This is a genomic window from Paraburkholderia sp. Cy-641 (assembly GCF_011752945.1).
Classification (GTDB): domain Bacteria; phylum Pseudomonadota; class Gammaproteobacteria; order Burkholderiales; family Burkholderiaceae; genus Paraburkholderia.
In genome coordinates, this window is the sequence record NZ_VWWM01000003.1 from 108,920 (window position 1) to 131,001 (window position 22,082).

A 22,082-nucleotide genomic window follows, 5' to 3' on the forward strand; every position below is an offset into this window, starting at 1 on the left:
TCTTCGCCAGGCCACCGCCACTCAGCCACCGTTCCGCGGCCGGTTTCGAATTTCTCGCCGATCCGCTCCCACGAACGCCGGCAAAACGCAATCGAAAGGCAATCGCAAGCACCATGAAGTCAAACTCCTCGCGCACCACGTCCCTGCTCGCCAACCGTCCTCACGCGCATGCGCTCATGCGCCCGGCAGCGGAGATCGCGCGATGAGCGGCGCCGGCACCCGCAATGCGCACGTCGGCTGGCTGCCGTATATCGTCGCGGCCACCTTCTTCATGGAGTATCTCGACACCACCGTGATCGCCACCGCGCTGCCGCAGATGGCGCGCTCGTTCGGCGTCGGCCCGAACAGCCTGAGCCTCGGCATGACCGCGTACATGCTCGCGCTCGCGATCTTCATCCCGGCGAGCGGCTGGGTCGCCGACCGCTGCGGCGCGCGCACCGTGTTCGTCAGCGCAATCGGCGTGTTTACGGTCGCCTCGGTGCTGTGCGGGCTGTCGCAGAACGTCCCCGAGTTCACGGCCGCGCGGCTGCTGCAAGGCATCGGCGGCGCGATGATGGTGCCGGTCGGCCGGCTCATCGTCGTGCGCAGTACCGAAAAGGCCCGCATGATGCAGGCGATCGCGACCATCACCTGGCCGGCCATCGCGGCGCCCGTGGTCGGGCCGCCGATCGGCGGCTTCATCACGACTTACGCGTCGTGGCGCTGGATCTTCCTGCTCAACGTGCCGTTCGGCATCGCCGCGATCACGGTCGCGCTGATGCTCGTGCCGAACCTGCGCGAAACCGCCCGCAAGCCGCTCGACGTGGTCGGCCTCGTGCTGAGCGGCATCTCGCTGACCGCGCTCCTGTACGGCGCCGAGCTCGCGAGCCAGCCCGCCACCAACGTGTGGCTCGCCTGCGCGGTCATGGCGGGCGGCCTGCTGGTCGGCGTGATCGCGTTCCAGCACGCGAAGCGCCACCCGCATCCGCTCGTCGACGTATCGACGCTGAAGGTGCCGACGTTCTCGGTGACGGTCATCACCGGGTCGTTCACGCGCATCGGCATCGGCGCGGTACCTTATCTGATGCCGCTGCTGTTCCAGCTCGGCTTCGGGCTCTCGGCGTTCCACTCGGGTCTGCTGCTGCTCGCCAGCGCGACCGGCAACCTCGGCATGAAGGCGCTGACCACGCGCATCCTGAAACGCTACGGCTTTCGCATGGTGTCGATCGTCGACGTGACGATCGCGGGCGTGTTCATCATCGCGTGCGGGCTGCTGACGCCGAACGTGCCGCTCGCGCTCGTGCTGATCGTCGTGTTCGTGTACGGCGTCGCGCGCTCGATGCAGTTCTCGACACTTGCCACCCTGGCCTACGCCGATATCGCGCAGCCGCAGATGAGCGCCGCGAGCACGCTATGGAGCGCCGCCGCGCAGATGACGCTCGGCCTCGGCATCGCGTTCGGCGCGGTGTCGCTGCGCGTCGCGGCTCACCTGAACGGCGAGACGACCGGCCACGTTTTCACGCTCGACGACTTCCGTCTCGCGTTCCTGTTCGCCGGCGTGCTGACGCTGCTGTCGGTGCTCGGTTATAGAGGGCTCGCGCGCAATGCCGGCCAGAGCATCGGCGGCGGTTCGGGCAGCGGGGAGAATACGGAGAAAAACCCGGCGGAGAAGAGCCGGGCCGCGAAGGGCTGAGCGCGGTTTTATCCGCGTGATATGGCGCGGATGGATCGGCCCACGTCAGACATAAGCGCGCTCGCGCATCCACTTCGTCATGATCCATTTGTCGCCGGCCAGCACTGGCGCGCCGCCGTGCAAGGTCAGCGGATCGAGCTGGCGCCGGCCGTTCATATAGCGGAAATACACGGCGCCGCCCGCGCGCGCCGCGACCGAAATGCCCGCGCCGGGAAAGATCGTTTCGCCGCCCTCGGCGACGTCGTTCAGATAGATCACGAGCGTCGCGACGCGCTGGCCACCGCGCGCGGTATGCACGGCGCTGCCCGGATGATCGGGCGAAAAGTAGTCGAAATGCGGACGGTATTCGCCGCTCGTGCCGTAATGCAGGACCTGCAAGCCCTCGCCGTTTTCGAGCGGCCAGTTCATCAGGCTCGCGATGCGCCGGTCGAGCGTCTCGATCAACGCGTCCTCGCCGCGCTGATACCAGACGCCTTCGCTGGTGCGATTGCGGATCACGTCCTCGCTACCGGTGACGGGATTGACCGTGGTCGAGCGTTTCAGCCGATGCCGCGAGCGCTCGATCAACGCGTCGCACTCCTCGGGCGATAGCACGTCGGCGAACACGATCAGTTGCGGCCGCTCGCAGCGCATCAGCACGCGCACGTCGCGATCGCCGGCGCGGATCAGGTTGCCGTGCGCGACCGGCGCTGCGTCGTAGAGGTAGCCGTGCGGCGCGGCGTTGGCGGCGGTGGTTTCGATGACACTCGCTTCGCTCGCGACCGACCTGCCCGCGGTTGCATTAACGGCTGCATTAAGGGCCGCATTAACGGTTACGTTAGCGGCGACCTTGGCGACGGCTGCGTCGGTGATGGCGGCCTCGCTCGCAATCGCGCCGCCGATCGCTGAATCGGTGGCCGCCGCCTCGGTGGCGGCACGCACGGCGGCCCTGCGCTCGCTAACCGCCTTGTGCACGGCGACGCGCGCGGCCTCGGCCGCAAAGCCGGCCTGCACCATGACGTCGATCAGCGCATCCGGCAGGCAACCGCGCGCGACATTGGTGTCCAGCCATTCTTCCCATGCGGCATCCACGACCGGCATAGCGTTCCCTGTTCGTCCCACCCGCCAAAGCGCGGGCTCGAGTGGACGATCATAGCAAGCGTGCCATGCCAAAAAAGTTCGCCGGATGGCCAGGTCTCAAGAGCGGTTTTCAGCGGTTTTCCGGCGCCTTCCGGGCGAGTCCCGGTTGGCACTGCAACGGCATTGAAGCGACATCGCTACGCCGTTTCAACGATGCAGATGCCCACGATACAGCGTGAGCCCGCGGCGCGCCTGCGCCCTGAGCATGCGCTGCACGAGCGGCGACCAGCCGAACAGCGCGCCGCGCACGCCCATCGCCTGACGCATCCACAGCCACAGGTCGAAGCGGTCGCGATGCTCGACGATAAGCCCGTCGCGGAACGCGAAGCGCGCCTCGATCCGGTTGACCACGGGCCGCCCCGTCTGGGTGAACTGATAGCTCGCGACCCATTGCGCGCGGCCGCTCGCGTCGTCGGCCTCGATCTCGCCGAAGGTCAGCGAGAAATCCTGCGCGTGTTTGACGAGCATGCGCCACATGTCGCGCACTTCCTCGCCGCGCAGCTCGCCGAAGGCGGGATCGCTGAAGACGGCGTCGTCGGCATAGCAGGCGGCCATGGTTTCGGCGTCGCGTTGCTGGAAGGCGGTGTAGAAGCGTTCGATCAGCTCGGTGTTGGGATGGCTCATTGTTTCGATGTCGTGTGTTGCGTATTGCGGGAGCGCGCGGTATCGCACTCCGGAAAAACCGCCCGCTCGGGGTGGGTGGCGGGCATGGCGCACACGATATCGGAAAATGGCGTGAACGGGGGTTTTGGCGAATGTTTTGCGGCGGCGAAGCGCCTGCTGCTGAGGGAGTCCGGGCGCGCACGAACCCGGTACAAGCCCGCCATCAACCACGTACCAACCCGGCAAAACCCAGACAAAACCTGGCAAAAACCAGCTACAAGCGCCGCTACCCCCGCGACACGGCCCCTCGTCCCCTCGCGACTTCGGCCCTGCCCGCCAGCACCCATATCCCCGCAGCCACCGACGCCGCGACGAACGCGGCCACGCCCAGCGCCGCCGCAAAACCGCCCGCGAAGCTCGCGCGCGCGGCCGCCGTCAGCATGGCCTGCAAGGCCGGCGACAACCGCGCGGTGGCCTGCGCCGCATCGCCCGCCATCACGCGCGACATGAAACCGGCGTCGAGCGCGGCCCGTACCGGAGCCGTCAGCGGCGTGGTCGCGAGGAAGCTCGCCTCGGTGCGGGCCGCGAGCACCGCGCCGAGCACGCCGACCGACATCACGATCGCCGTGAAGCGCGTCGTCGTGCTGATGCCCGACGCCATGCCGGTACGCTCCGGCGGCACGCATGCCATGATCGCCTTCTGCGTATCGCCGTTCAGCACGCCCGCGCCGAGCCCCGTCACGACCATCCCGCACGCGACCCAGGCGTAGCGCTCGCCGCCGGCCGCGAGCGCGGTCAGCAGATTGCCGAGCGCGATCAGCAGCAGGCCCACGCTCAGCAGGGTCATTTGCGGAACGCGTCGGCCAAGGCGCGCGCCGAGGTAAGGCCCCGCCACCATCGCGAGCGCGAACGGCAGCATGCCGACACCGGCGGCGATCGCCGGCAGACCGAACGCGTTTTGCAGATACAGCGGCAGGAACGTCATCATCACCTGCGCGCAGGCGGCATAGCCGAACATCGCGAGCACCGCCGCGACGAAGCGCGGTTGCCGGAACAGGGCAAGATCGACCATCGCGTGAACGCGGACGCGCTGCAATTGCACGAACGCGCCGCCAAGCAGCACGCACGCCGCGAGCCGCGCACCGGTGGCCCAGCTCGCGAGGCCATGCGACGGCACTTCGATCAGCGCCCAGATGCCGGATGCGAGCGCGAGCCCGAACAGCAGGCTGCCGGCCGCGTCGAGCGAACCGGGCGACGGGTTGCGCGATTCGCGCAGCTCGCGCGCCGCGCTCCAGCCGAGCACGGCGCACACCGGCAGATTGAGCAGAAAGATCCAGCGCCAGCCGAGCCATTGCGTAATCACGCCGCCGACCAGCGGCGCGACCGTCGTCGCGACGCCCATGCAGGTGCCCCACACGGCCCACGCGCGCACGCGGGCGACGGGGTCGTGAAAGGTGTTGGCGATCACCGCGAGCGCCGCGGTCAGCAGCATCGCGGCGCCCACGCCCTTGAGCGCGCGCGCGAGGTTCAGCACCAGCGCCGAGGGCGCGAGGCCGCAGCCGAGCGAGGCCAGCAGGAACACCGCGAGACCGGTCAGCAGCATGCGCTTGCGGCCGACCCGGTCGGCCAGCGCGCCCGCCGGCAGCAGACACGACGCGAACGCGACCATGTACGCGCTGACAACCCATTCGACGTCGGCGAAACTGGCGTGGAACGAGCGCGCGATCGACGGCAGCGAAACGGCGACGACATTGGTGTCGAGCACGATCAACGCGCAGGTGGCCGAGGCGATGGCGAGCACGAAGCCGGGACGGGCGGGAGGTTCCTGCGCGGACGATGCGCGACGGCCGGGGATCAGTGACATACAGGCGGATTCGGAACGGATTAAGGGCGGATCAGGAGCGGATAGCGATTGGACGAAAGGTTTTCAAAGCGCGCTAGCTGGCTGATACGAAGCAGATGCGCAAAGCAGGCCAAAAAGCGGCTACGAAGCGGGCACGAAGCGAAAGCCACACTATCGTAGCGAAGTCATTATTGTCTGTCATTGACATAGAATCGAAGAATAATTGTCCCTGAAAGCAATACCGAAAAACCATGCGGCAACTTGAATTGCGCCATATCCGCGCTTTCGTTTGCGTCGCGCGGCAACTGCACTTCGCGCGCGCCGCCGACGAACTCGGCATCGCCGCGCCGTCGCTGACGCGGCTGATCCAGGAAGCCGAGCGGCTCGTCGGCGTGCGGCTCTTTTACCGCACCAAGCGCTCGGTCGCGCTGAGCGCGGCGGGCAGCGCCTATCTCGCCGAGGCGCTCGCGGCGCTCGACCATCTCGAACGCGCCGGGCAGCGCGCGATGCTTGCCGAGCGCGGCGAGCTGGGGCGCATCGAGGTCGGCTATGTGGCGTCGGCGGTGTATGTCGGCGTCCTGCAAAAAGCGGTCGGCGGATTTCGCGGCACGCATCCCGGCGTCGAGGTGGCGATCCAGGAAGTCCCGATGGACGCCGTCGCCGGCATGCTCGGCGACGGCCTGCTCGACGCCGCCTACATCCGCCCGCCGATGCCGCTCGCGAGCGGCATTCAGGCCGTGACCGTGCATCGCGATCGCTTCGTGCTGGCGCTGCCGGCCAGCTCTCCGCTTGCGACGTCGGCGAGCCTGCGGCCCGCGCAGTTACGCGACCAGTGCTTCGCGCTGCCCGAACAGGAATCGGGCACCTTCGAAGTCGCGCGGCGCGGCCGCTTTTCGCCGCGTCTCGGCCCCCGCCCCGGCACGCTCGCGGCCGTACTCGCCTGCGTGTCGCTCGGCGGCAACGTGGCGGTCGTGCCGCATACACTCGCCGATTGCATCGCGCTGCCCGGCGTCGCGTATCGCGACATCGCCGGTCAGCCGATTGCCTCGGAAATCGCGCTCGCGTTCCGCCAGTACGAGCGGGCACCGGCCGTGAAGGCGTTTCTGCGCTTCGCGCGCGGCGTCAAAAACCTGGGCTGACGCGCACCGCTGCTCCGCACGGAGACTCGCGTCGATCGTGTCTGCGAGCAAAAGCGCACGACCGTCAGCGTCCGCCGCAACACATACGGCCGCTTTCGTTATATCCTGACGGATATTACGCTAGGCTTTGCCGCAACCACGGCGAGGCGCAACGAATCAGCAGGAGCCCTCAGCGGTGCGCAGTCGATCCACTTTGCCGGCCCCCGGGTCGCGCGTTCAATCCGGGCACGGCCAGCGTGTGGCGCACGAGATATCGTCGGCCATCGTCGCGGTGAAGTCCGCGTCCGGGCGCGGACGGGCCGAAACGATCCGCGACGTTGTCGACGCCTACCGGCGCCTGTACGGCAGCGTGCAGCGCTTCGTCGCGATGCTCGGCGGCGACCCGTCGAGCATCGCGGCCATCGGCGCATCGGGCTCGCATGCGCTGAATCCGTTGCTGTCGCTCCTCGCCGGACGGGCGCGCGCGAACGCCTTCGCGCGTCTGCGCGAACTGAAAGCGACGATCGAGGAAGCGCGTCTCGCCGAGCATCTGCGCGATGCGATTTTCTCCGACGCGCTCAGCAACGATCTGCCCGCGTTGCGCCAGGCGGTGGCCGAACTCGAACGGCTCGACGCCGCGATGGTCGGCCTCTGCGTCGGGCACGTGCTCGAACAGCATGCGCGACCGGCCGGCGAAGCGATTCGTCCCGTGCTGCGCTCCGCGGCCCAGCGCGAACGCGCCGCGGTGCGCCGCTCGCAAAGCGCGAGAACCGCGACCGTGGCAGCGGCAGTGGCCGCCGAAGCGCCGCATGAACACGCCGGAGCAACGCTGGTTCACCCCGCCGACTGACCCGCCGACTCATACCCCGATGCACGAACGCCGCCCATGAACGCTTTTTTTCGCCCCTCGTTATATCGACGCGAATACATCGCAGGCAACACTCTGCGCGCCATTCGCACGATAAACGCGGGCGCAAGCACGCGGCCCGACTGACACGAACCGGATTCGAGACCTTCATGCACACGCCCCCGTTTCCCCTTGCCCAGCCTTCGCGTCTGAAACTGTCCGGCGACGAACTCGCGAGCACCGGCATTCGCACAATCGACGCATGCTGCGCGCCGTCGCAGGCCATGCCGCCCACCGTCAAGCGCCGTGCGCGCCTGTCCGAACTCGACAGCCATCTGCACTGCTCGATCATCGGCACCTGCCTCGGCACGCACGAATTGCGCAAGCTGGTGCCGAAATTCACGAACCTCGACCGTCACGACGCGAGCGACCTCGACATCCATCACACGGCGGTCGAACTCGCGATCGAAGGCGGCGCGGGCGCGAAAGCGCTGCACAAGCTGCTCGACGAACGCTACGCGGGTGCGGTGCGCCGCTTCGAAAAGGCCGCCGACGACTTCGAACTCCTGAAGCTCTGGGACGAAGCGCTGAAAAACGGCGATATCCCGCCCGCCTACTGGGCGCTGATGACGCATCCGCTCACGACGATGCCCGTGCGCCAGAAAGCATTCGGCGACCTGCACATGCTCTCGCATCTGGTCGGCGCGGCCAATCGCGCCGATATCCGGCGGCTCGTCGCCCTGGAAGCGGAAAACGTCGCGTTGAAGGAGAAGATCGAGCGGCAACAGAACCGTCTGCAGGAACTCGGCGTCGAGCGGGATAAATCGGTCGCCGCGCTCGACGGGCAAATCGCGCAACTTCAGGCGGCACGCCAGTTGCCCGCCGATGCCGCCGGCCTCGAAGCCGAGCTGGCCTATCTGCGCGAACGGCTCGCCGATGCCGAGCAACGCATTGCGCTACAGACGAGCCGCCGCGAAGCGGCCGAGCAGCGCATGCAGCAGGAACAGGAAGCCGCGCTCGCGCTCCGCCGCAGCCACGACCAGGCACTCGCGCAGTTGAAGCTCGTGCAAAACGAATGCGACGCGCTCGAACGCGCCACCGTCGATGCCGCCGAAGCCACGTACGCCACGGCCACGCCCGCTGCCGGTGGCGCGGGCGCGCGCCGTGCGAGCCTCGACGGCGTGCAGGGCAAGCGGATCGTCTACGTGGGTGGCCGGCCCGGCTCGAACGCCGCGCTCAAACGGCTCGTCGATGCGGCCGGCGGCGAACTGGTGCTGCACGACGGCGGGGTCGAGGATCGCAAGGGCTTGCTGGCCGCCGCGTTGCCGGGCGCCGATATCGTCGTGTTTCCGGTGGACTGTGTCGACCACGATTCGATGAACACGCTCAAGCGGGTCTGCGAGCGTCACGGAATCGACTATCACCCGTTGCGCACGGCGAGCGTCGCGAGCTTCGTCGAATTGATGGCGCGGCTGCATCCCGAACATCTCGCGCAACTTCGCCAGGTGCCGCCTTCGTCGTTCTGTCTGCGGCATGGTTGAGCGCCGCACCTGAGGCGGCATGGCGCGATATATCGGGCTAACCCAGCGGCATCACCCGGCGCGGCATGCGAGCGCGCCGCTCAGGAGCGGATCAGCTTCACCAGTTCGCCGATCTGCTTCGAGCAACTGCGGCGCGCTTCCTCTTCCACCTCGCGATACAGCCGGATGATGGTTTCGCCGACCGGCGTCAGCGTGCAGCCCCCGCCGCTTTGCCCGCCCTGCTCCGAATGCGTGGCCGGTGACTTCAGCGAGCGGTTCAGCTCGTCGATCAGCAGCCACGCGCGCCGGTACGACATGTCGAGACTGCGCGCCGCCGCCGAGATCGAGCCATATTCGCGCACCGCTTCGAGCAGATCGACCTTGCCCGGTCCGAGCGCGACCGACTCGCCATGACGGATGCGCATTCTGAAACGCACTTCGGGACGCACCTTCGCGGATTTCGTCGCCGGAGCGGATTGGGGTTTCGCGGATTTCGCGGTCTTAGCGGTGTCGGCCATGCGCGCAAGCATACACGAAGCGCCCCGCGCCGCCACTTGACCGTGGGCCTCAGCGGGGTGTCAGCGGCGTGTCAATGAGGTATCAGCGGCGCGGCGGGAAACAATACCCGTAGTCCTCGCAGCCGGGGCAACCCGGCGCCGGTCCCGGTTGCAACCCCAGCGAAAGCGCGCATTGCGCGGCGAGGAATTTCTTCCAGCGCAGGTTCTCGACGTTCAACGCGACGAGTGACGGGAAATAGCGTGTGAGCATCCACGTGACTTCGTCGCGGCCGGCAAGGCCAAGGTCGCGCCACAAATGATCGGGACGCAGGCACGCGTGCGCAATGATCGTGGCGAGGCAGCGCGCGTCGTCTGCATGGACCGTGCCGCTGGCATGGGCAAGCAGCAGCGCGTGGAGCGCGCGAATGAAGCGCGCGTGTTCTTCGAGGCTGAGCGGCAGCGATTGCGGTAACGCGGATTTCGTCGCGCGGCCAAAATGCCGCGCGAGCAATGCGCGCCACTCGGGCAGCGGCAAACCGAGCAACGCGAGTTCGTTGCGTGCGTCGCGCTCTGCGATCAGTTTGGCGAAGAGCCGCGTGTCGGGATGGTCCGCGCGCGCGGCCTCGTTCAACCAGCCACGCATACACTCTGCGACTCGCGCATCGGCCGGCCATTGCAGCACATCGCCGCCGTTCGCCGCGGCGCCCATCATTCGTGCAAACGGATCATCTGGCCGCATCATGGCCCCGCCATGATCGATGACGAACCCACATCACCGAAGAATTCCACGCACACTTCACACCTCATCCTCATGCGCGCGGTTTCTGATCTCGGCCAGCGACACGTCGCTCAACAGGCGCCCCGAATCGAACACCGTCACGAGCGCCTCGTCCCATTCGTCGGCAACGGTGCGTTCATCCCACGCGAGCGGTAGCGTCACCGTGCGGTACTCGCCGGTGACGCGATGGCGCAGCAGCGTAAGCCGCCCTTTCATCGAGCGCTTGCCGTGATCGGTGACCGGGTCCTTCGACACGTCGTGCCATGTGTCGCCGAGGCGGATCGCCGAGCACTTCATCGCGAAGCACTGCGTGTCGCGATTGATCTGCTGCAACAGCGCGCCGCCCATGCCGAACACGATGTTGTCGGTGGCGAAACCGGCCTCGTCCATCGCGGCGAGAATCGCCTCGATCGAATCGGGGTTCACGCCGTCGCCCTGAATCACGCGCACGTTGTTGAGCACGCGCCGTCCCTTGCTGTTCGTCACGGCGCCGAACGACGCTTCGAGCAGGCGCAGCGTCTCCAATACGATCGTGCGCGGATCGCCCGAGTCGGGCCGGATCACGAGCGTGCCGCCGGAATCGAGCACGGCCTGTTTGAGCTCCGTGCCCCATGCGTCGAGCGCGGCGAACAGATCGTACGAATCGGACACCACCGACACGATCGCGCCCGGCTTGCCGAAGCGCGCGATCATGTTGCGGTACGCCTCGATCTCGCGCTCGCGGCCCCATGACGTAATCGTGCTGTGCTCGGCCGCCGGCACCGAGAACGCAGCCATGCTTTCGTTGTAGTAATGATTCGCGGCGAGCACGCCGAGCACCGTATCCGAGCCCACGAAGCTGACGAGATGCGCCGCCCCGCCGATCGCCGCCGACTCCGCGCTCGACACGCCGCGTGCGCCGAAATCGTGCAGCTTGAACGGCAGTTGCGCGAGGTCGTCGCTGCTCCTGCACAGATACGCCCGAATCGTTTTGCGCAGATGCCAGCTTTGCGTCGCGACCGTGATCGGATACCAGACGCGCAGCAGCATCGTCTCCAGATACGAGGCGAGCCAGAACACCTGCGGGTCGTCGCATTCGACCGTCATCAGCACGTTGTGCGTCGGCACGACCGAGCCTTCGGGCACCGCGCGAATCCGCACCGGCAGATAGCCGCCGTATTGTTCGACCACGTAACGCCAGCCCGCTTCGTTGAACGGCTCGCCATGCGCGCTGAAGAACCCGCGCGCCTGCTCGATCATCGCCGTGGTGATGGGTCGGCACAGGTATTCCTTGAGCAGCATCTGCAGGCCGAAGAACAGCGTACGCTCATAGCGCCCGCCGCGCGATTCGACGTACGAGAACATTGCCGAGGCATCGGGCGGATATTGCAGGTAGTGCGATGCCTTATACGAATCCGTGTTCAGAATCGGATTGGCCAGGATCGACGCGAAGTCGGAACGACCCTGCGCGTCGGGTGTGGACTGTGCTGCGCTCACGTGAATGTCTCGCTGGAGTGGCTGGACGGCGGGGCCGTCTCATCGTCGGCGCCCCCCTATACCGTCGCAATATACCGGGAATCGCCGGTCTGTTTGACCTTACTCCGATATGCACGCGAGCGCCCGAGCGTGCGCGGCCTCAAACGCCGGGCTTCAGTTGCGGCAGCACCTCGGGCCAGGCCGCGAGCAGACGGCCGGGCACGCTGCGGTGGCGCTCGGCGCCGGCCGGCCACAGCATGTTCGCGAGCAAGCCGAGGCCCTGCGCGAGCGTGCTGTCGCGCGCGGCAATGACGACCGGCACACCGCGGCTCAACGCGTCGTTGACGTGCCGGTCGTCGCGCGGCAACTGATGCGCGACCTTCGCGCCGAGCGTGCGCTCGAGCATCGGCAGATTGATCCGTGCGTTCTTCTCGTATTGATTGACGACGACACGCACCTTGCTCGCCGGGTGTCCGAGTTCGCGAAAAATATCGAGCATGCGGCGCGCACCGTGCAGGTGCAGCGGATGTTGCCGCACGACCATGCAGATCGCGTCGCTATGCGCGAGCGCGCGGATCGTCAGCGGATTGAGGCTCTGGCCGATGTCGATCAGCACCGCGTCGTAGCGCTCGCGCACCCATGCGAGCACGCGCTCGAGCTGCGCCGGCAGGAGTTCGGCGGCCTTCAGCGGATCGCCCGCGCCGGCCAGCAGATCGAGATTCGGGCGCACGTGCATCGCGCAGGCATCGAACAGCCCCGCGTCGAGCGGCTCGTCGCGCGCGCACAGATCGGCCAGCGTCATCGGCGGCGGCCGGTCGGCCAGCAGCAGGCTGGCGTCGGCGAATTGCTGGCTCAGGTCGATCAGCAGCACGCGGCGGTTGCGCTGCGCCGCGAGCGCGCAGGCGAGATTGACGGCGACCAGCGTCGTGCCGCTGCCGCCCTTGCTCGAGGCGAGCGACACGATACGCGCGCCGCGCTGCTCGCAGCCGCCCTTCGCCGCGTCGATCCGCGCGAGCGCGTCGCCGACGGCCTCGGGTTCGAGCGGCCACGACAGCACGTGACTCACGCCGACGCGCATCGCCGCGCCGAGCAACGCGCTCGACGGCGCAGGCGTCACGAGCATGCAATGCAGCGTGGGCGCGCAGGCCAGCGTTTCCTCGATGCCGTCCAGCCCGTGCGCGTCCAGATTGGCGTCGTCGACGATCAGCAGGTCGGCGTTACGGATCAGATGCGCATGCATGCGCAGTTGCCGGACCGAACCGTAGGCGGTACGCAGGCGGTAACGCACACCGCTGTCGTCGAGCCGCTCGACGACGCGCTGCGCGTTTTCGGTACTGGCGGCAATCAGGAAAATCTCGATCATGGCGTGTCTGCGGCGCCGCGAGGGCGTTATCCGGCAGCTCTTTCTTGTACTCTTGTACGGAAGGGGTGACCTGCTTTGTCGATCGGCGTCGCGCTACGAGCCGCCTTCGTCGTCATCCTCCGATGGCCGCCGCACATCCCGTTCGGCTTGCCGCCCGCATGCCGGCGGCATTTCATACAGGGCGTCGCGCAGCAGGTCGCGCCGGATCTCGGCCTGCGCCTTGCGCCTGAGTGCATCGGCGACCACCAGCGTCAACAGATCAACCGACGACACGCGCGCCTCGGCAAAGAAGCGCGCCCGCGACGCCACCACATGGCGCCGCCAGACCAGTCCGCGAGCCCTCGAAACACCGGCCGCGCGGACGGCGGCCGGCTTGCGAATCAGTTGTTCCATGACATCCCCCGATATCGGACAGGACTGCGCCATGCGGCACAGTCCGGCGCTCGTCCGGGCCGCCGTGCCCGTGTCGAACCACGGACACGGCACCCAGTTCACCTCGTACCTCCGTCTCTCTACGGAGACTGTGGCCTCTCTCCCCGCTTCATCGCGCCGGCCAGGTCCTGATCCGGCGCTGCCCCTTCCGTTCGATCGGCGCGTCGCTCGCAAACGTTGCAATCGCATCACCTGTCGTTATCGTCGTCCTTTTCGTGTCGGCCTGACCAAAAGCCGAAAAGGAAAACGGTGAGTCCGATACCTCTCGTCGCCCGATTCTGAATGACCGATTTCAAAAATCTTTCACTCATCCGTTTTATCCGACGTTTGCTTTTTTATTCGGCCCCGCCGCGCTACCGCAAACAGATATTGGCTTCCCCGGCCATGTCCGCGAGTAACCTGTTTTTGCCGCCATTTTTTTAAATCCGGCTTTCCCCGTGCCATTGAAGCGGCGGCAAAAACTTTTTTTGTGCGGGCGTCCTGCTGCAATGGCCATGCCAACACCCGTTCCAAGCACCACCGCCGCCGTCAAAGCCTTGTACGATCGTCGGCATTCGCGATCCGACGCGGCGCTTTTGCCGCCCCGCCTTCGGTCCGCGCACTCCGCATAGCGCGCATTGATTCGTTCGTGACACGCTATAAAGCAGCCTCGTGATCCGATCACGCTCCGCGTGGCGCGATTTACCGGCTCGCACCCCCGGCCATGGGCAACGCGGGTCCGGCCGCGCGGGGCTTGCGCGGCGCGGCCGGTCAAAGATACCGCTCGCGGCGCAACGGCAAACCGGCCCGCCGGAGCCTGCCCAATCTGTCGCAAGCTTGAAACACGCGCGCATGCCTGTCGCGAACCGGTGACTTCGCTAAATGCTTAGAAGTTTGTCATCTAATGTTAGATGCCACTCATAAGTGGGCTTGACCGTTTATTCTTTAGCCGCTCAAGTCAGTCCGATAACGTGCAAATCCTTTCTTTATCCATGCATGTTCGTATGGCGCTCCTGGTCGCTTTCGCTTATCGTTAAGGGGCTATGTGCCAATCAGAGCGCCGATATCGGGTCAACGAGGCAAACAAATCAGGCAGTGAGCGAGACAATCGGTTCTAGTGGTTTTCACGATTCGGGGATAAAGTCGCCGGGCAGTTTCAGCAATGAACGCTATTTGCGGCGCCATTGCCTGATTCATCCCGCATCGAGTGCGTGGCGGTTCGCACCACGCCGCTCCCGTTTCCGCGATCCGCCGCTGCCGTCTGTGCGTCGCTACCGGCTTGTCTCTGACCGTTACGCGTTGAGGGCGGCTCCGGAACCGTGCAACCGGAGCGGCCTGCAGAAGGCACAGGCGGCTGGCGCGCGCACGGCCTATCTGGCCAGTACGTCGCACAGCAGTCCTGACAGCTGTATCGAACCGGGGGAATCATGACTACCACCTGCACGCCTGCCGACACGGAGCGCACCGTTCTGTGCGTGGCGAACTCGCCCGACCCTAAGCTCGTCGAATTTCTGGCCGCGTCCGGCTGGCAAGCCGTGCATGCGAAAAGCACAGCCGCCGCCGAACGGATGATCGAACGCGGCAACATCAAGGTCGGTCTCGTGCAACTGCCCGAAGACTGCACCTCGCAGCAACTCTCCGCACTGGCCTCGTGCATGTGCGGCGTCCAGACCAACTGGGTCGCGCAGATCGTGCCGGGCCAGAGCGAGAACGAACTGGTCAGCCGCTTTATCCTCGATTACTGCTTCGACTTCGTCACGCAGCCATGGCTCAACGACCGGCTCGTGTTCGCACTCGGGCATGCGCACGGCCTCTCCAGCCTGCGCCAGCCGCGCATCGCGCCGGAGCCCTCGCTCGGCCGGCACGGCATGGTCGGGCAAAGCGAGCCGATGCAGCAGCTTTACCGCCGCATCGACAAATGCGGCGTGACCGACGCGCCGGTGTTCATCGCGGGCGAATCGGGCACGGGCAAGGAACTGACCGCCCGTGCGATTCACGAGCGCTCGCCGCGCGCGAGCCGCCCCTTCGTCGCGATCAATTGCGCGGCGATCCCGCCGAGCCTGTTGCAGGCCGAACTGTTCGGCCATGAGCGCGGCGCGTTTACCGGCGCGCTGCAACGCAAGATCGGCCGCATCGAAAGCGCGCACGAAGGCACGCTCTTTCTCGACGAAATCGGCGACATGCCGCACGAGTGCCAGGCGGTGCTGCTGCGCTTTCTGCAGGAAGGCACGATCGAGCGGCTCGGCGGCAATGGCCCGATCAGCATCGACGTGCGCGTGATTTCGGCGACCCACGTCGATCTCGACCGCGCGGTCGAGGACGGCCGCTTCCGCTCCGACCTCTATCACCGGCTCTGCGTGCTGCGCCTCGTCGAGCCACCGCTGCGCGAGCGCGGCGGCGACATCAAGCTGCTCGCCAACTATGCGCTCAGCATGTATCGCCAGGACGGCGCGCGCAAACTGCGCGGGCTGTCGAGCGACGCGATCGTCGCGATGTCGAACTATCCGTGGCCGGGCAACGTGCGCGAGTTGATCAACTGCGTGCGCCGCGCGGTCGTGATGAGCGAGGGCCGCTTCATCACCGCGAGCGATCTCGGCTTGCCGGAAACGCATGGCGGCCCGGCCATCACGCTTGCGGAAATCCGCAGCAAGGCCGAGAAAGACGGCATCGAACAGGCGTTGCTGCGGCACGGCTACAAGCTCTCCGATGCCGCGGCCGAACTCGGCATCTCGCGCGCGACGCTGTACCGGCTCATGCATGCGAACCGTCTGCATCAGGAGCCGGGCGGCACACGCGGCGCGCAGGGCGGTGCCGATGCCGACGACGAGGCGGAGCGGCAGGCATCGTCCGTGGCATGAGCGGAGTTTAAGCGCTTTTTTGCGCGGCGGGCCGGTCGAGGGTCATGCGGTTGAAAGCGCCTGGTGTTGTTGTCGGTGACGGCGCATGCCTGGTTGACTGCATACGCTTATCGGGTCCTGTGATCGAGTTCCGTGGCGATCGCCGCACTGAGATCGTCGCACCGTACTTGCCGCGCCGTCGCATCGCTGGAATTTTCTCCTCGGCCTGCCCCACTCCTGGGTAGCGATTCGTGCCGCGAGCCGGCATCCGCTAGTGGTCGTCCACACGCTGCTGAGCCGCCGTCACGCCCGTTTACCCGAGCGCGCCACGCCCTTTCCACCCCTCTGTTTTCCACCTGAACCGGCTCCGGGCAGGCTTCGTGCTACTTCGCCCGTAAGCCCGGGCAAGCACGCCGTCTCTGCCCGCTCCAGGCGCTCCGGGCCGTCCGGCGGACCGCCGCGCGAGGAACTTGCGCGCCCCGGCGGGTGTCGGTCCTTGGTCAGTGTCGCTGAAACACGTCCCGCATTCCGGCACAATCGTCCGCATTCGTTGCATCCCCTTGGCTTTACGGCCGCTTCAGATCTGCTTCAGACCCCATGCAAAAACTATTGCGTCTCTGGTTCTTCGTTGTCCTGCTTGCCGGCGCCGCGCCGGCCCTCTGCGCTACGCCTGCCGCCTCGCCTGCTTCCGCTGCCGCGATCAGCCTGACGCCGGAGCAGGCGCGCGAGGCGCTTGCGGTACTCGACGATCCGCAGCGGCGCGCGCAAATCGCCGCTACGCTGCAGGCGATCGCCGCCGCCGACGCGCTGAGCGCGCCGCCCGCTTCCGCGCCAGCCGCTGCATCGCCCTCGGCCCTGGCTGCGGCCAGCGGCACGGCCTCGCTCGTACCCGACGCGTTCAAAACCAACGGTCTCGCCTCGCAGATCGCGCGCCGTGGCGCGTATTGGGCCGCGTATCTGGCGAAGTCGCTGCGCGGCTCGGTCGCGGCCTTACTCGACGTCGCCTCGGTGCGCGCCTGGTGGAACTGGCAGTTCACCAATCCGCAGGCCCGCTCGGTGCTGTTCGAAGTCCTGTGGTCGCTGCTCGCCGCGCTGATCCCGGCGCTGCTGCTCGAATGGCTGACGCGCCGGCTATTGCGGCGCGCGTACCTCGCGCTCGCGGCGCGTCGCGAGCGCACGCAACAGGATGAAGGCGGCGACAGCGCCGCGTACCCGCAGGAGATCGACGTACCGACCCGCATGCCGCCGGTGCCACCCGTGCTCGAAGCCGGGACGCAGGCCGTCGCCATCGGACCGGCCGCCGCCGAAGCAACGCCGTCCGCCGAGGAGGCCGAAGGCAAGCGCAACGCGACGCATCACTGGACGCTGCTGCAACGCCTGCCGCGCGCGCTGCTCATCACCGTGCTGCGGCTGCTGCCGCTCGCGGTCTTCGTCGGCGCGGCGGGCGCGCTGATGTCGTTCTTCACCGACACCGGCACGCCGCAGGACCGCGCGCTCGATTCGCTCGTCGACGTCTACACGCTGTGCCGCGGCATCGTGATCGTCGGCGCGTGCTTCCTGCAGCCGGGCGCGCCGCGTCTGCGGCTGCTGCGCATGGGCGACGCGTGGGCCGCGTTCGTGCTCCAGTGGATCACGCGCATCGTCGGCGTGGTCGGCGCCGGTGTCGCGCTCGCCGAAGTCGCGCAGGCGCTCGGCATGAACGACGCCGCGCATCTCGCGCTGCTGAAGGTGGTCGCGCTCGTCGGCCACGTGATGATCTCGATCCTCGTACTGCGCTGCGCGAAGCCGGTCGGCAAGCGCATCCGCCAGCGCTTCTCCACGAACGAATCGTTGCAGATGTTCGGCAACGCGCTCGCCGACGCATGGGCCTGGGTCACGGTCGTGATCGTCATGGCGCTCTGGTTCGTCTGGGCCTTCGACGTGCAGAACGGCTATCACACGCTCATGCACGTCGGCGGCATGACGCTGGCGATCCTGGTCGGCGCGCGGCTCGCGTCGATCGTGATCTTCGGCGCGCTCGCGCGTATTTTTCATGTGCAGGACGAAGCATCGCGCTCGCTCGTGCATCAGCACGCGTACCGCTATTACCCGCTGCTGCGGCGGCTCGTGAGCTGGATCATCGGCATCGTCACCGCGCTCGCGCTGTTGCAGGCATGGGGTGTGGACGTCGTCGATCTGTTCCGCACAGGCACGATCGGCCACCGGCTCGCCTCGGCGCTCGCGACGATCGGCGTGGCCGCGGTGATTGCGCTGGCCGTGTGGGAAGCCGTCAACGTGGCGGCCGAACGGCGCCTCGACAGCTGGACCGAGCGCGGCGATCTGATGCGCGCCGCGCGGCTGCGCACGCTGATGCCGATGCTGCGCAGCGCGTTGTTCTGCGTGATCGCGCTCGTCGTCGTGCTGACCGGCCTGAGCGAGCTCGGCGTGAACATCGGGCCGCTGCTCGCGGGCGCGAGCATCTTCGGCGTCGCGCTCGGCTTCGGCTCGCAAAAGCTCGTGCAGGACTTCATCACCGGCATCTTCCTGTTGATGGAAAACGCGATGCAGGTCGGCGACTGGGTCACGCTCGCGGGCGTGTCGGGCACCGTCGAATATCTGTCGATCCGCACCGTGCGGCTGCGCGGCAGCGATGGTTCGCTGTTCACGGTGCCGTTCAGTTCGGTGTCGACCGTGAACAATACCAATCGCGGACTCGGCAATGCGGCCGTGCGCGTGAGCATCGTGTTCGGCCAGGACGTGGAGCGCGCGATCGACACGCTCAAGGAAATCGGCGCGTCGCTGCGCACCGACGAGAAGTTCCAGAACGGCATCCTGTCGGACTTTGCGTTCTGGGGCGTCGATGCAGTGGACGGCTCGGCCGTCACGCTGGCCGGTCAGATGCAATGCCGCGATACGGCGCGCTGGGGCGTGCAGCGCGAATTCAACCGGCGCATCGTCGAGCGCTTCAGCGAACGCAGCATCGAGATCGCGAATCCGCAACGCCATCTGCTGACGTGGGACCCGGAGAGCGATGCGGTGAAGACCGATCCCCGCACGCCGCACGAGCCCGGACATGGGCAGATGGAAAGCAAGGCGTCCCGCAAGGGCGACGCGCCGGTGGAAGATCAGATACCGGTCGAGCCGGGTCCGGCCGGCAATCCGGGGCCGGCGTCGCCGCATGCGTGAGACGTGCCGCGCCCCATGACGGGCGCGAGCACCCGATACCTCACGCCGTGATCCATACGACCGTCAGCGAGCGCACGCCCTGGGCGCCGCGAATCAGCACGCCTTCGATATCGGCGGTCGCGGAAGGTCCGGTGACGAGCGCCGCATAACGTGCCTCGCGAAAATCGTCGCGGCGGTAAACGTCCTGCAAGCCATCGAGCAATTGCGCCGGATCGAGCAGAACCACGAGATGCTGAACGATGTAGCCGAGCGCATTGACCACATACTCGCGCTCGCTGAACCAGACCGACCCCGTTTCGGCGACACCGAAGCGCGCTCGCACCACGCCGACCTCGACGTCCTGCAGCGAGGCCGGGGCCGTGCCCGCGGCAAGCTCGCGCGTGCCCGGTATCTCGGGCGTTGCCGAGGCAACCGAAGCCGTCGCGCCGAAGCGCTTGCAAATCAATGCACTCACCTCGCTCGCGCTCGACGCTTCGACGCAGGCGCCGCCCATCGCCTCCAATGCAGCGGTGAAACGCGCGCGCGGATCGCCGCAGGCCGACTCGAAAAGCGGCACCTCGGGACGCGGCCGCGCCTCGGGTTGCGCGGCACGCACTTTCGCGAGAAAAGCCTCACGCGTTGTCATCGCCGCCTCCGCGATTCTTTTTGTACCATGCGTGAAAAGTCATCTTCGGTGCTTCCGGCAAGTCGCGTTGCTTGCCCCAGATATTGAGCGGGTTGTAGAGCACGAAATTCGGCAAGCGCCGCAATGCGCCGCCCATCGACGACACCGTCGCGCGATACAAGGTCGGACTCGCGAGCAGACGCCCTGCCATTTTCAGGACTTCCTGCTTCACGAACGGGACTTCGTGGCGCTCGGCGATCACCGTGCGCCATTTGTAGATCTGCTCGTGAATATTGATCTTCACCGGACACACGTTGCTGCAACTGCCATTCAGCGTCGAGGCGAACGGCAAGGCGCTATAGCGTTTCAGATCGAAAGTCGGATTGATGATCGCGCCGATCGGCCCCGAATAGGTGCCGCCATACGACAACCCGCCGCTGCGCCGATACACGGGGCACGTATTCATGCACGCGCCGCAGCGAATGCATTTGAGCGAGTACCAGAAGTCCTCCATCGCGAGCCGCTCCGAACGGCCATGATCGACGAGGATGAAATGCATCTCGGTGCCGGGACGTGGCGCACGAAAATGCGACGTGTACTGCGTGATCGGCGAACCCAATGCGCTGCGCGACAGCATGCGGACGAACACGCCGAGGTCCGATACTTTCGGAATCAGCTTCTCGATGCCGATCGACGCGATATGCAGCGGCGGCACGTTCGCCGAAAGGTCCGCATTGCCCTCGTTCGTGCAGACGACCACCGTGCCCGTTTCCGCCACCGCGAAATTGCAGCCGGTCATGCCGGCCGTCTTTTCGCGCACGAAATACGGCCGCGTATTCATGCGCTGGCTTTCGGCGAGATAGTGAATGTCGCTATTGTCGGGATCGGTGCCGATCGTACGGCCGAACAGTTCGGCCACGTCCGCGCGCAGCTTGTGCACGGCGGGCACGACCATATGGCTCGGGTCCTGATGATCGAGTTGCTGGATGCGTTCGCCGAGATCCGTTTCCATCACCGTGATACCGCGCGGTTCGAGGTATTCGCGCATCCGGCATTCGTCGGTCAGCATCGACTTGCTCTTCACGAGCGTCGTCATGCCGCGCTCGGACATCAGCTGATGGACGATCGCGTTGTGCTCCTCGGCGGTGGCGGCCCAATGCACGACCACACCGTTCGCTTCGGCCACCGCCGCGAACTGTTCGAGATAGTCGGCCAGATGCGACAGCGTATGTTCCTTGATGCCCGACGCGAGCACGCGCAGCGTTTCCCATTCGGCGATGCCGTGCGCCTGCGCGTCGCGCTTCTCGCGCAAGTCCCATAGACGCCGATCATGAAACGCGACGTGCTCGGTCTTTTTGATGAACGCGCCGGCGGCCTTGGCGTGATCGATGCGGCTCATGCGCGCGCTCCATTGAGAACCTGCGCAATATGGATGAAGCGCGCCTCGGCCTGCATGCGTTCCGCGCAGCCCTGCTGATGCATCAGGCACGACATGTCGCCCGAAACGATGTACTCGGCGCCCGCATTCAGATGATCGCGCACCTTGTCCTGCCCCATGCGCACGGACACTGCCTCTTCCGTAACCGAGAACGTGCCGCCGAAACCGCAGCATTCGTCGGGCCGCGCCGGCTTGACGAACTCGATGCCCTTCACGCCTTCGAGCAAAGTACGCGGCTTCGAAAACGGCGTGCCCCTGATTTCCGACACCGACGCCTCCTTCAGATGCCGCAGCGCGCTGCAGCTATTGTGCAGACCGACGCGATGCGGAAACTCGGCCCAGGGAAATTCCCGCGCGCCGACCACGTCATGCAGAAACTCGACCAGTTCATAGGCACTCGCCCGCACCTTCTTCACTGCGTCGGTCTGTTCGAGCGCGGTCAGATGTTCGCGCACGTGATGAATGCAGCTCGCGGACGGCCCGACGATATAGTCGTAGCCCGCGAAATTGCGCGCAAAAAGCCGCTCGGTGGCGGCCGCGTCGGCATGCGCGCCGCTATTGGCCATCGGCTGGCCGCAGCAGGTTTGCTCGCGCGGATAGTCGACCTCGATGCCGAAGCGTTCGAGCAGTTCCAGCGTGGCGATGCCCACTTCCGGATAGAACGCATCGATAAAGCACGGGATAAACAGCGCGACTTTCATAGGCTTTTTAAAAAGGCGGGGATGACGCCAATCGGACCGTGGCCGGCATGGCCGCCACCGGCAGCCGTGGCGACTTCGGCTCACTTGGTCATGTTGGTCTGACCAAGACTA

At 66.5% G+C, this 22,082-nt stretch carries 18 protein-coding genes; 6 read left to right on the forward strand and 12 right to left on the reverse strand.

Going from position 1 to position 22,082, the window contains the following annotated elements:
* The first annotated feature begins 202 nt into the window (after positions 1-202).
* A complete protein-coding gene (locus F3J20_RS02780) occupies positions 203-1,672 on the forward strand; it encodes an MFS transporter (protein WP_167041722.1) in 1,470 nt (489 codons plus the stop codon).
* A gap of 45 nt (positions 1,673-1,717) precedes the next feature.
* Here the strand turns inward: F3J20_RS02780 and F3J20_RS02785 are convergent, their stop codons facing one another.
* From F3J20_RS02785 to F3J20_RS02795, 3 genes are all read right to left on the reverse strand, one after another.
* Positions 1,718-2,752: a 2OG-Fe(II) oxygenase gene (locus F3J20_RS02785; protein WP_205299190.1), complete on the reverse strand. Its 1,035-nt coding sequence runs from the start codon at positions 2,750-2,752 to the stop codon at positions 1,718-1,720.
* 186 nt (positions 2,753-2,938) lie between these two features.
* On the reverse strand, positions 2,939-3,415 hold the full coding sequence (locus F3J20_RS02790) for a nuclear transport factor 2 family protein (RefSeq protein ID WP_167041720.1): 477 nt from the start codon (positions 3,413-3,415) through the stop codon (positions 2,939-2,941).
* Between the two features lie 265 nt (positions 3,416-3,680).
* Positions 3,681-5,258 carry an MFS transporter gene (locus F3J20_RS02795; protein WP_167281775.1) on the reverse strand — a complete coding sequence of 526 codons (1,578 nt, stop codon included), beginning with the start codon at positions 5,256-5,258 and terminating at the stop codon, positions 3,681-3,683.
* A gap of 230 nt (positions 5,259-5,488) precedes the next feature.
* On the opposite strand from F3J20_RS02795, the gene F3J20_RS02800 reads away from it, so the two are divergent.
* The 3 genes from F3J20_RS02800 to F3J20_RS02810 all read left to right on the forward strand — a co-directional run bounded on the left by F3J20_RS02800 (position 5,489) and on the right by F3J20_RS02810 (position 8,743).
* The gene (locus F3J20_RS02800) at positions 5,489-6,376 is read left to right on the forward strand and encodes a LysR family transcriptional regulator (RefSeq protein ID WP_167281777.1); all 888 of its coding nucleotides are present in this window, start codon (positions 5,489-5,491) and stop codon (positions 6,374-6,376) included.
* Between the two features lie 238 nt (positions 6,377-6,614).
* On the forward strand, positions 6,615-7,205 hold the full coding sequence (locus F3J20_RS02805) for a hypothetical protein (RefSeq protein ID WP_345889832.1): 591 nt from the start codon (positions 6,615-6,617) through the stop codon (positions 7,203-7,205).
* A 167-nt stretch (positions 7,206-7,372) separates the two neighbouring features.
* Positions 7,373-8,743: a DUF2325 domain-containing protein gene (locus F3J20_RS02810; protein WP_167281779.1), complete on the forward strand. Its 1,371-nt coding sequence runs from the start codon at positions 7,373-7,375 to the stop codon at positions 8,741-8,743.
* Positions 8,744-8,823: 80 nt separating this feature from the next.
* On the opposite strand, the gene F3J20_RS02815 is transcribed toward F3J20_RS02810, so the two are convergent.
* The 6 genes from F3J20_RS02815 to F3J20_RS02840 all read right to left on the reverse strand — a co-directional run bounded on the left by F3J20_RS02815 (position 8,824) and on the right by F3J20_RS02840 (position 13,743).
* Positions 8,824-9,240 (reverse strand): LysR family transcriptional regulator, encoded by a 417-nt coding sequence (locus tag F3J20_RS02815; RefSeq protein ID WP_205192809.1) that lies wholly within the window; start codon positions 9,238-9,240, stop codon positions 8,824-8,826.
* Positions 9,241-9,322: 82 nt separating this feature from the next.
* Positions 9,323-9,862 carry a nitrogen fixation protein NifQ gene (locus tag F3J20_RS02820; RefSeq protein ID WP_167041992.1) on the reverse strand — a complete coding sequence of 180 codons (540 nt, stop codon included), beginning with the start codon at positions 9,860-9,862 and terminating at the stop codon, positions 9,323-9,325.
* A gap of 153 nt (positions 9,863-10,015) precedes the next feature.
* Positions 10,016-11,473, reverse strand: coding sequence for a nicotinate phosphoribosyltransferase (locus tag F3J20_RS02825; RefSeq protein ID WP_167281781.1), 1,458 nt, complete (start codon positions 11,471-11,473; stop codon positions 10,016-10,018).
* A 139-nt stretch (positions 11,474-11,612) separates the two neighbouring features.
* Positions 11,613-12,815, reverse strand: a complete 1,203-nt coding sequence (locus F3J20_RS02830; RefSeq protein ID WP_167281783.1) for an AAA family ATPase — start codon at positions 12,813-12,815, stop codon at positions 11,613-11,615.
* Positions 12,816-12,908: 93 nt separating this feature from the next.
* On the reverse strand, positions 12,909-13,208 hold the full coding sequence (locus F3J20_RS02835) for a hypothetical protein (RefSeq protein WP_240162681.1): 300 nt from the start codon (positions 13,206-13,208) through the stop codon (positions 12,909-12,911).
* Between the two features lie 355 nt (positions 13,209-13,563).
* Positions 13,564-13,743, reverse strand: coding sequence for a hypothetical protein (locus F3J20_RS02840; protein ID WP_167281786.1), 180 nt, complete (start codon positions 13,741-13,743; stop codon positions 13,564-13,566).
* Between the two features lie 910 nt (positions 13,744-14,653).
* Between F3J20_RS02840 and F3J20_RS02845 the strand changes: the two genes are divergently transcribed.
* On the forward strand, positions 14,654-16,084 hold the full coding sequence (locus F3J20_RS02845) for a sigma-54 dependent transcriptional regulator (RefSeq protein WP_167041694.1): 1,431 nt from the start codon (positions 14,654-14,656) through the stop codon (positions 16,082-16,084).
* 576 nt (positions 16,085-16,660) lie between these two features.
* Positions 16,661-19,228: a mechanosensitive ion channel domain-containing protein gene (locus tag F3J20_RS02850; RefSeq protein ID WP_167281788.1), complete on the forward strand. Its 2,568-nt coding sequence runs from the start codon at positions 16,661-16,663 to the stop codon at positions 19,226-19,228.
* Positions 19,229-19,268: 40 nt separating this feature from the next.
* Here F3J20_RS02850 and F3J20_RS02855 read toward each other — a convergent pair whose 3' ends face one another.
* From F3J20_RS02855 to F3J20_RS02865, 3 genes are read right to left on the reverse strand one after another with little or no spacing between them, the layout of a single operon-like run.
* The gene (locus tag F3J20_RS02855; RefSeq protein ID WP_167281790.1) at positions 19,269-19,853 is read right to left on the reverse strand and encodes an LUD domain-containing protein; all 585 of its coding nucleotides are present in this window, start codon (positions 19,851-19,853) and stop codon (positions 19,269-19,271) included.
* Complete coding sequence (locus tag F3J20_RS02860) at positions 19,840-21,231, reverse strand: lactate utilization protein B (protein WP_167281792.1); 1,392 nt, start codon at positions 21,229-21,231, stop codon at positions 19,840-19,842. Before F3J20_RS02860 ends, F3J20_RS02855 begins: the two co-directional genes overlap by 14 nt.
* Entirely contained in the window at positions 21,228-21,971 is a 744-nt protein-coding gene (locus F3J20_RS02865; RefSeq protein ID WP_167041681.1) for a (Fe-S)-binding protein, read from the reverse strand. Before F3J20_RS02865 ends, F3J20_RS02860 begins: the two co-directional genes overlap by 4 nt.
* Positions 21,972-22,082: the final 111 nt, after the last annotated feature.

Coding starts and splice junctions, on each gene's coding strand:
- F3J20_RS02780 (WP_167041722.1), top strand. CDS start 203: ATGAGCGGCGCCGGCACCCGCAATGCGCACGTCGGCTGGCTGCCGTAT.
- F3J20_RS02785 (WP_205299190.1), bottom strand. CDS start 2,752: ATGCCGGTCGTGGATGCCGCATGGGAAGAATGGCTGGACACCAATGTC.
- F3J20_RS02790 (WP_167041720.1), bottom strand. CDS start 3,415: ATGAGCCATCCCAACACCGAGCTGATCGAACGCTTCTACACCGCCTTC.
- F3J20_RS02795 (WP_167281775.1), bottom strand. CDS start 5,258: ATGTCACTGATCCCCGGCCGTCGCGCATCGTCCGCGCAGGAACCTCCC.
- F3J20_RS02800 (WP_167281777.1), top strand. CDS start 5,489: ATGCGGCAACTTGAATTGCGCCATATCCGCGCTTTCGTTTGCGTCGCG.
- F3J20_RS02810 (WP_167281779.1), top strand. CDS start 7,373: ATGCACACGCCCCCGTTTCCCCTTGCCCAGCCTTCGCGTCTGAAACTG.
- F3J20_RS02815 (WP_205192809.1), bottom strand. CDS start 9,240: ATGGCCGACACCGCTAAGACCGCGAAATCCGCGAAACCCCAATCCGCT.
- F3J20_RS02820 (WP_167041992.1), bottom strand. CDS start 9,862: ATGCGTGGCTGGTTGAACGAGGCCGCGCGCGCGGACCATCCCGACACG.
- F3J20_RS02830 (WP_167281783.1), bottom strand. CDS start 12,815: ATGATCGAGATTTTCCTGATTGCCGCCAGTACCGAAAACGCGCAGCGC.
- F3J20_RS02835 (WP_240162681.1), bottom strand. CDS start 13,208: ATGGAACAACTGATTCGCAAGCCGGCCGCCGTCCGCGCGGCCGGTGTT.
- F3J20_RS02840 (WP_167281786.1), bottom strand. CDS start 13,743: ATGGCCATTGCAGCAGGACGCCCGCACAAAAAAAGTTTTTGCCGCCGC.
- F3J20_RS02845 (WP_167041694.1), top strand. CDS start 14,654: ATGACTACCACCTGCACGCCTGCCGACACGGAGCGCACCGTTCTGTGC.
- F3J20_RS02850 (WP_167281788.1), top strand. CDS start 16,661: ATGCAAAAACTATTGCGTCTCTGGTTCTTCGTTGTCCTGCTTGCCGGC.
- F3J20_RS02855 (WP_167281790.1), bottom strand. CDS start 19,853: ATGACAACGCGTGAGGCTTTTCTCGCGAAAGTGCGTGCCGCGCAACCC.
- F3J20_RS02860 (WP_167281792.1), bottom strand. CDS start 21,231: ATGAGCCGCATCGATCACGCCAAGGCCGCCGGCGCGTTCATCAAAAAG.
- F3J20_RS02865 (WP_167041681.1), bottom strand. CDS start 21,971: ATGAAAGTCGCGCTGTTTATCCCGTGCTTTATCGATGCGTTCTATCCG.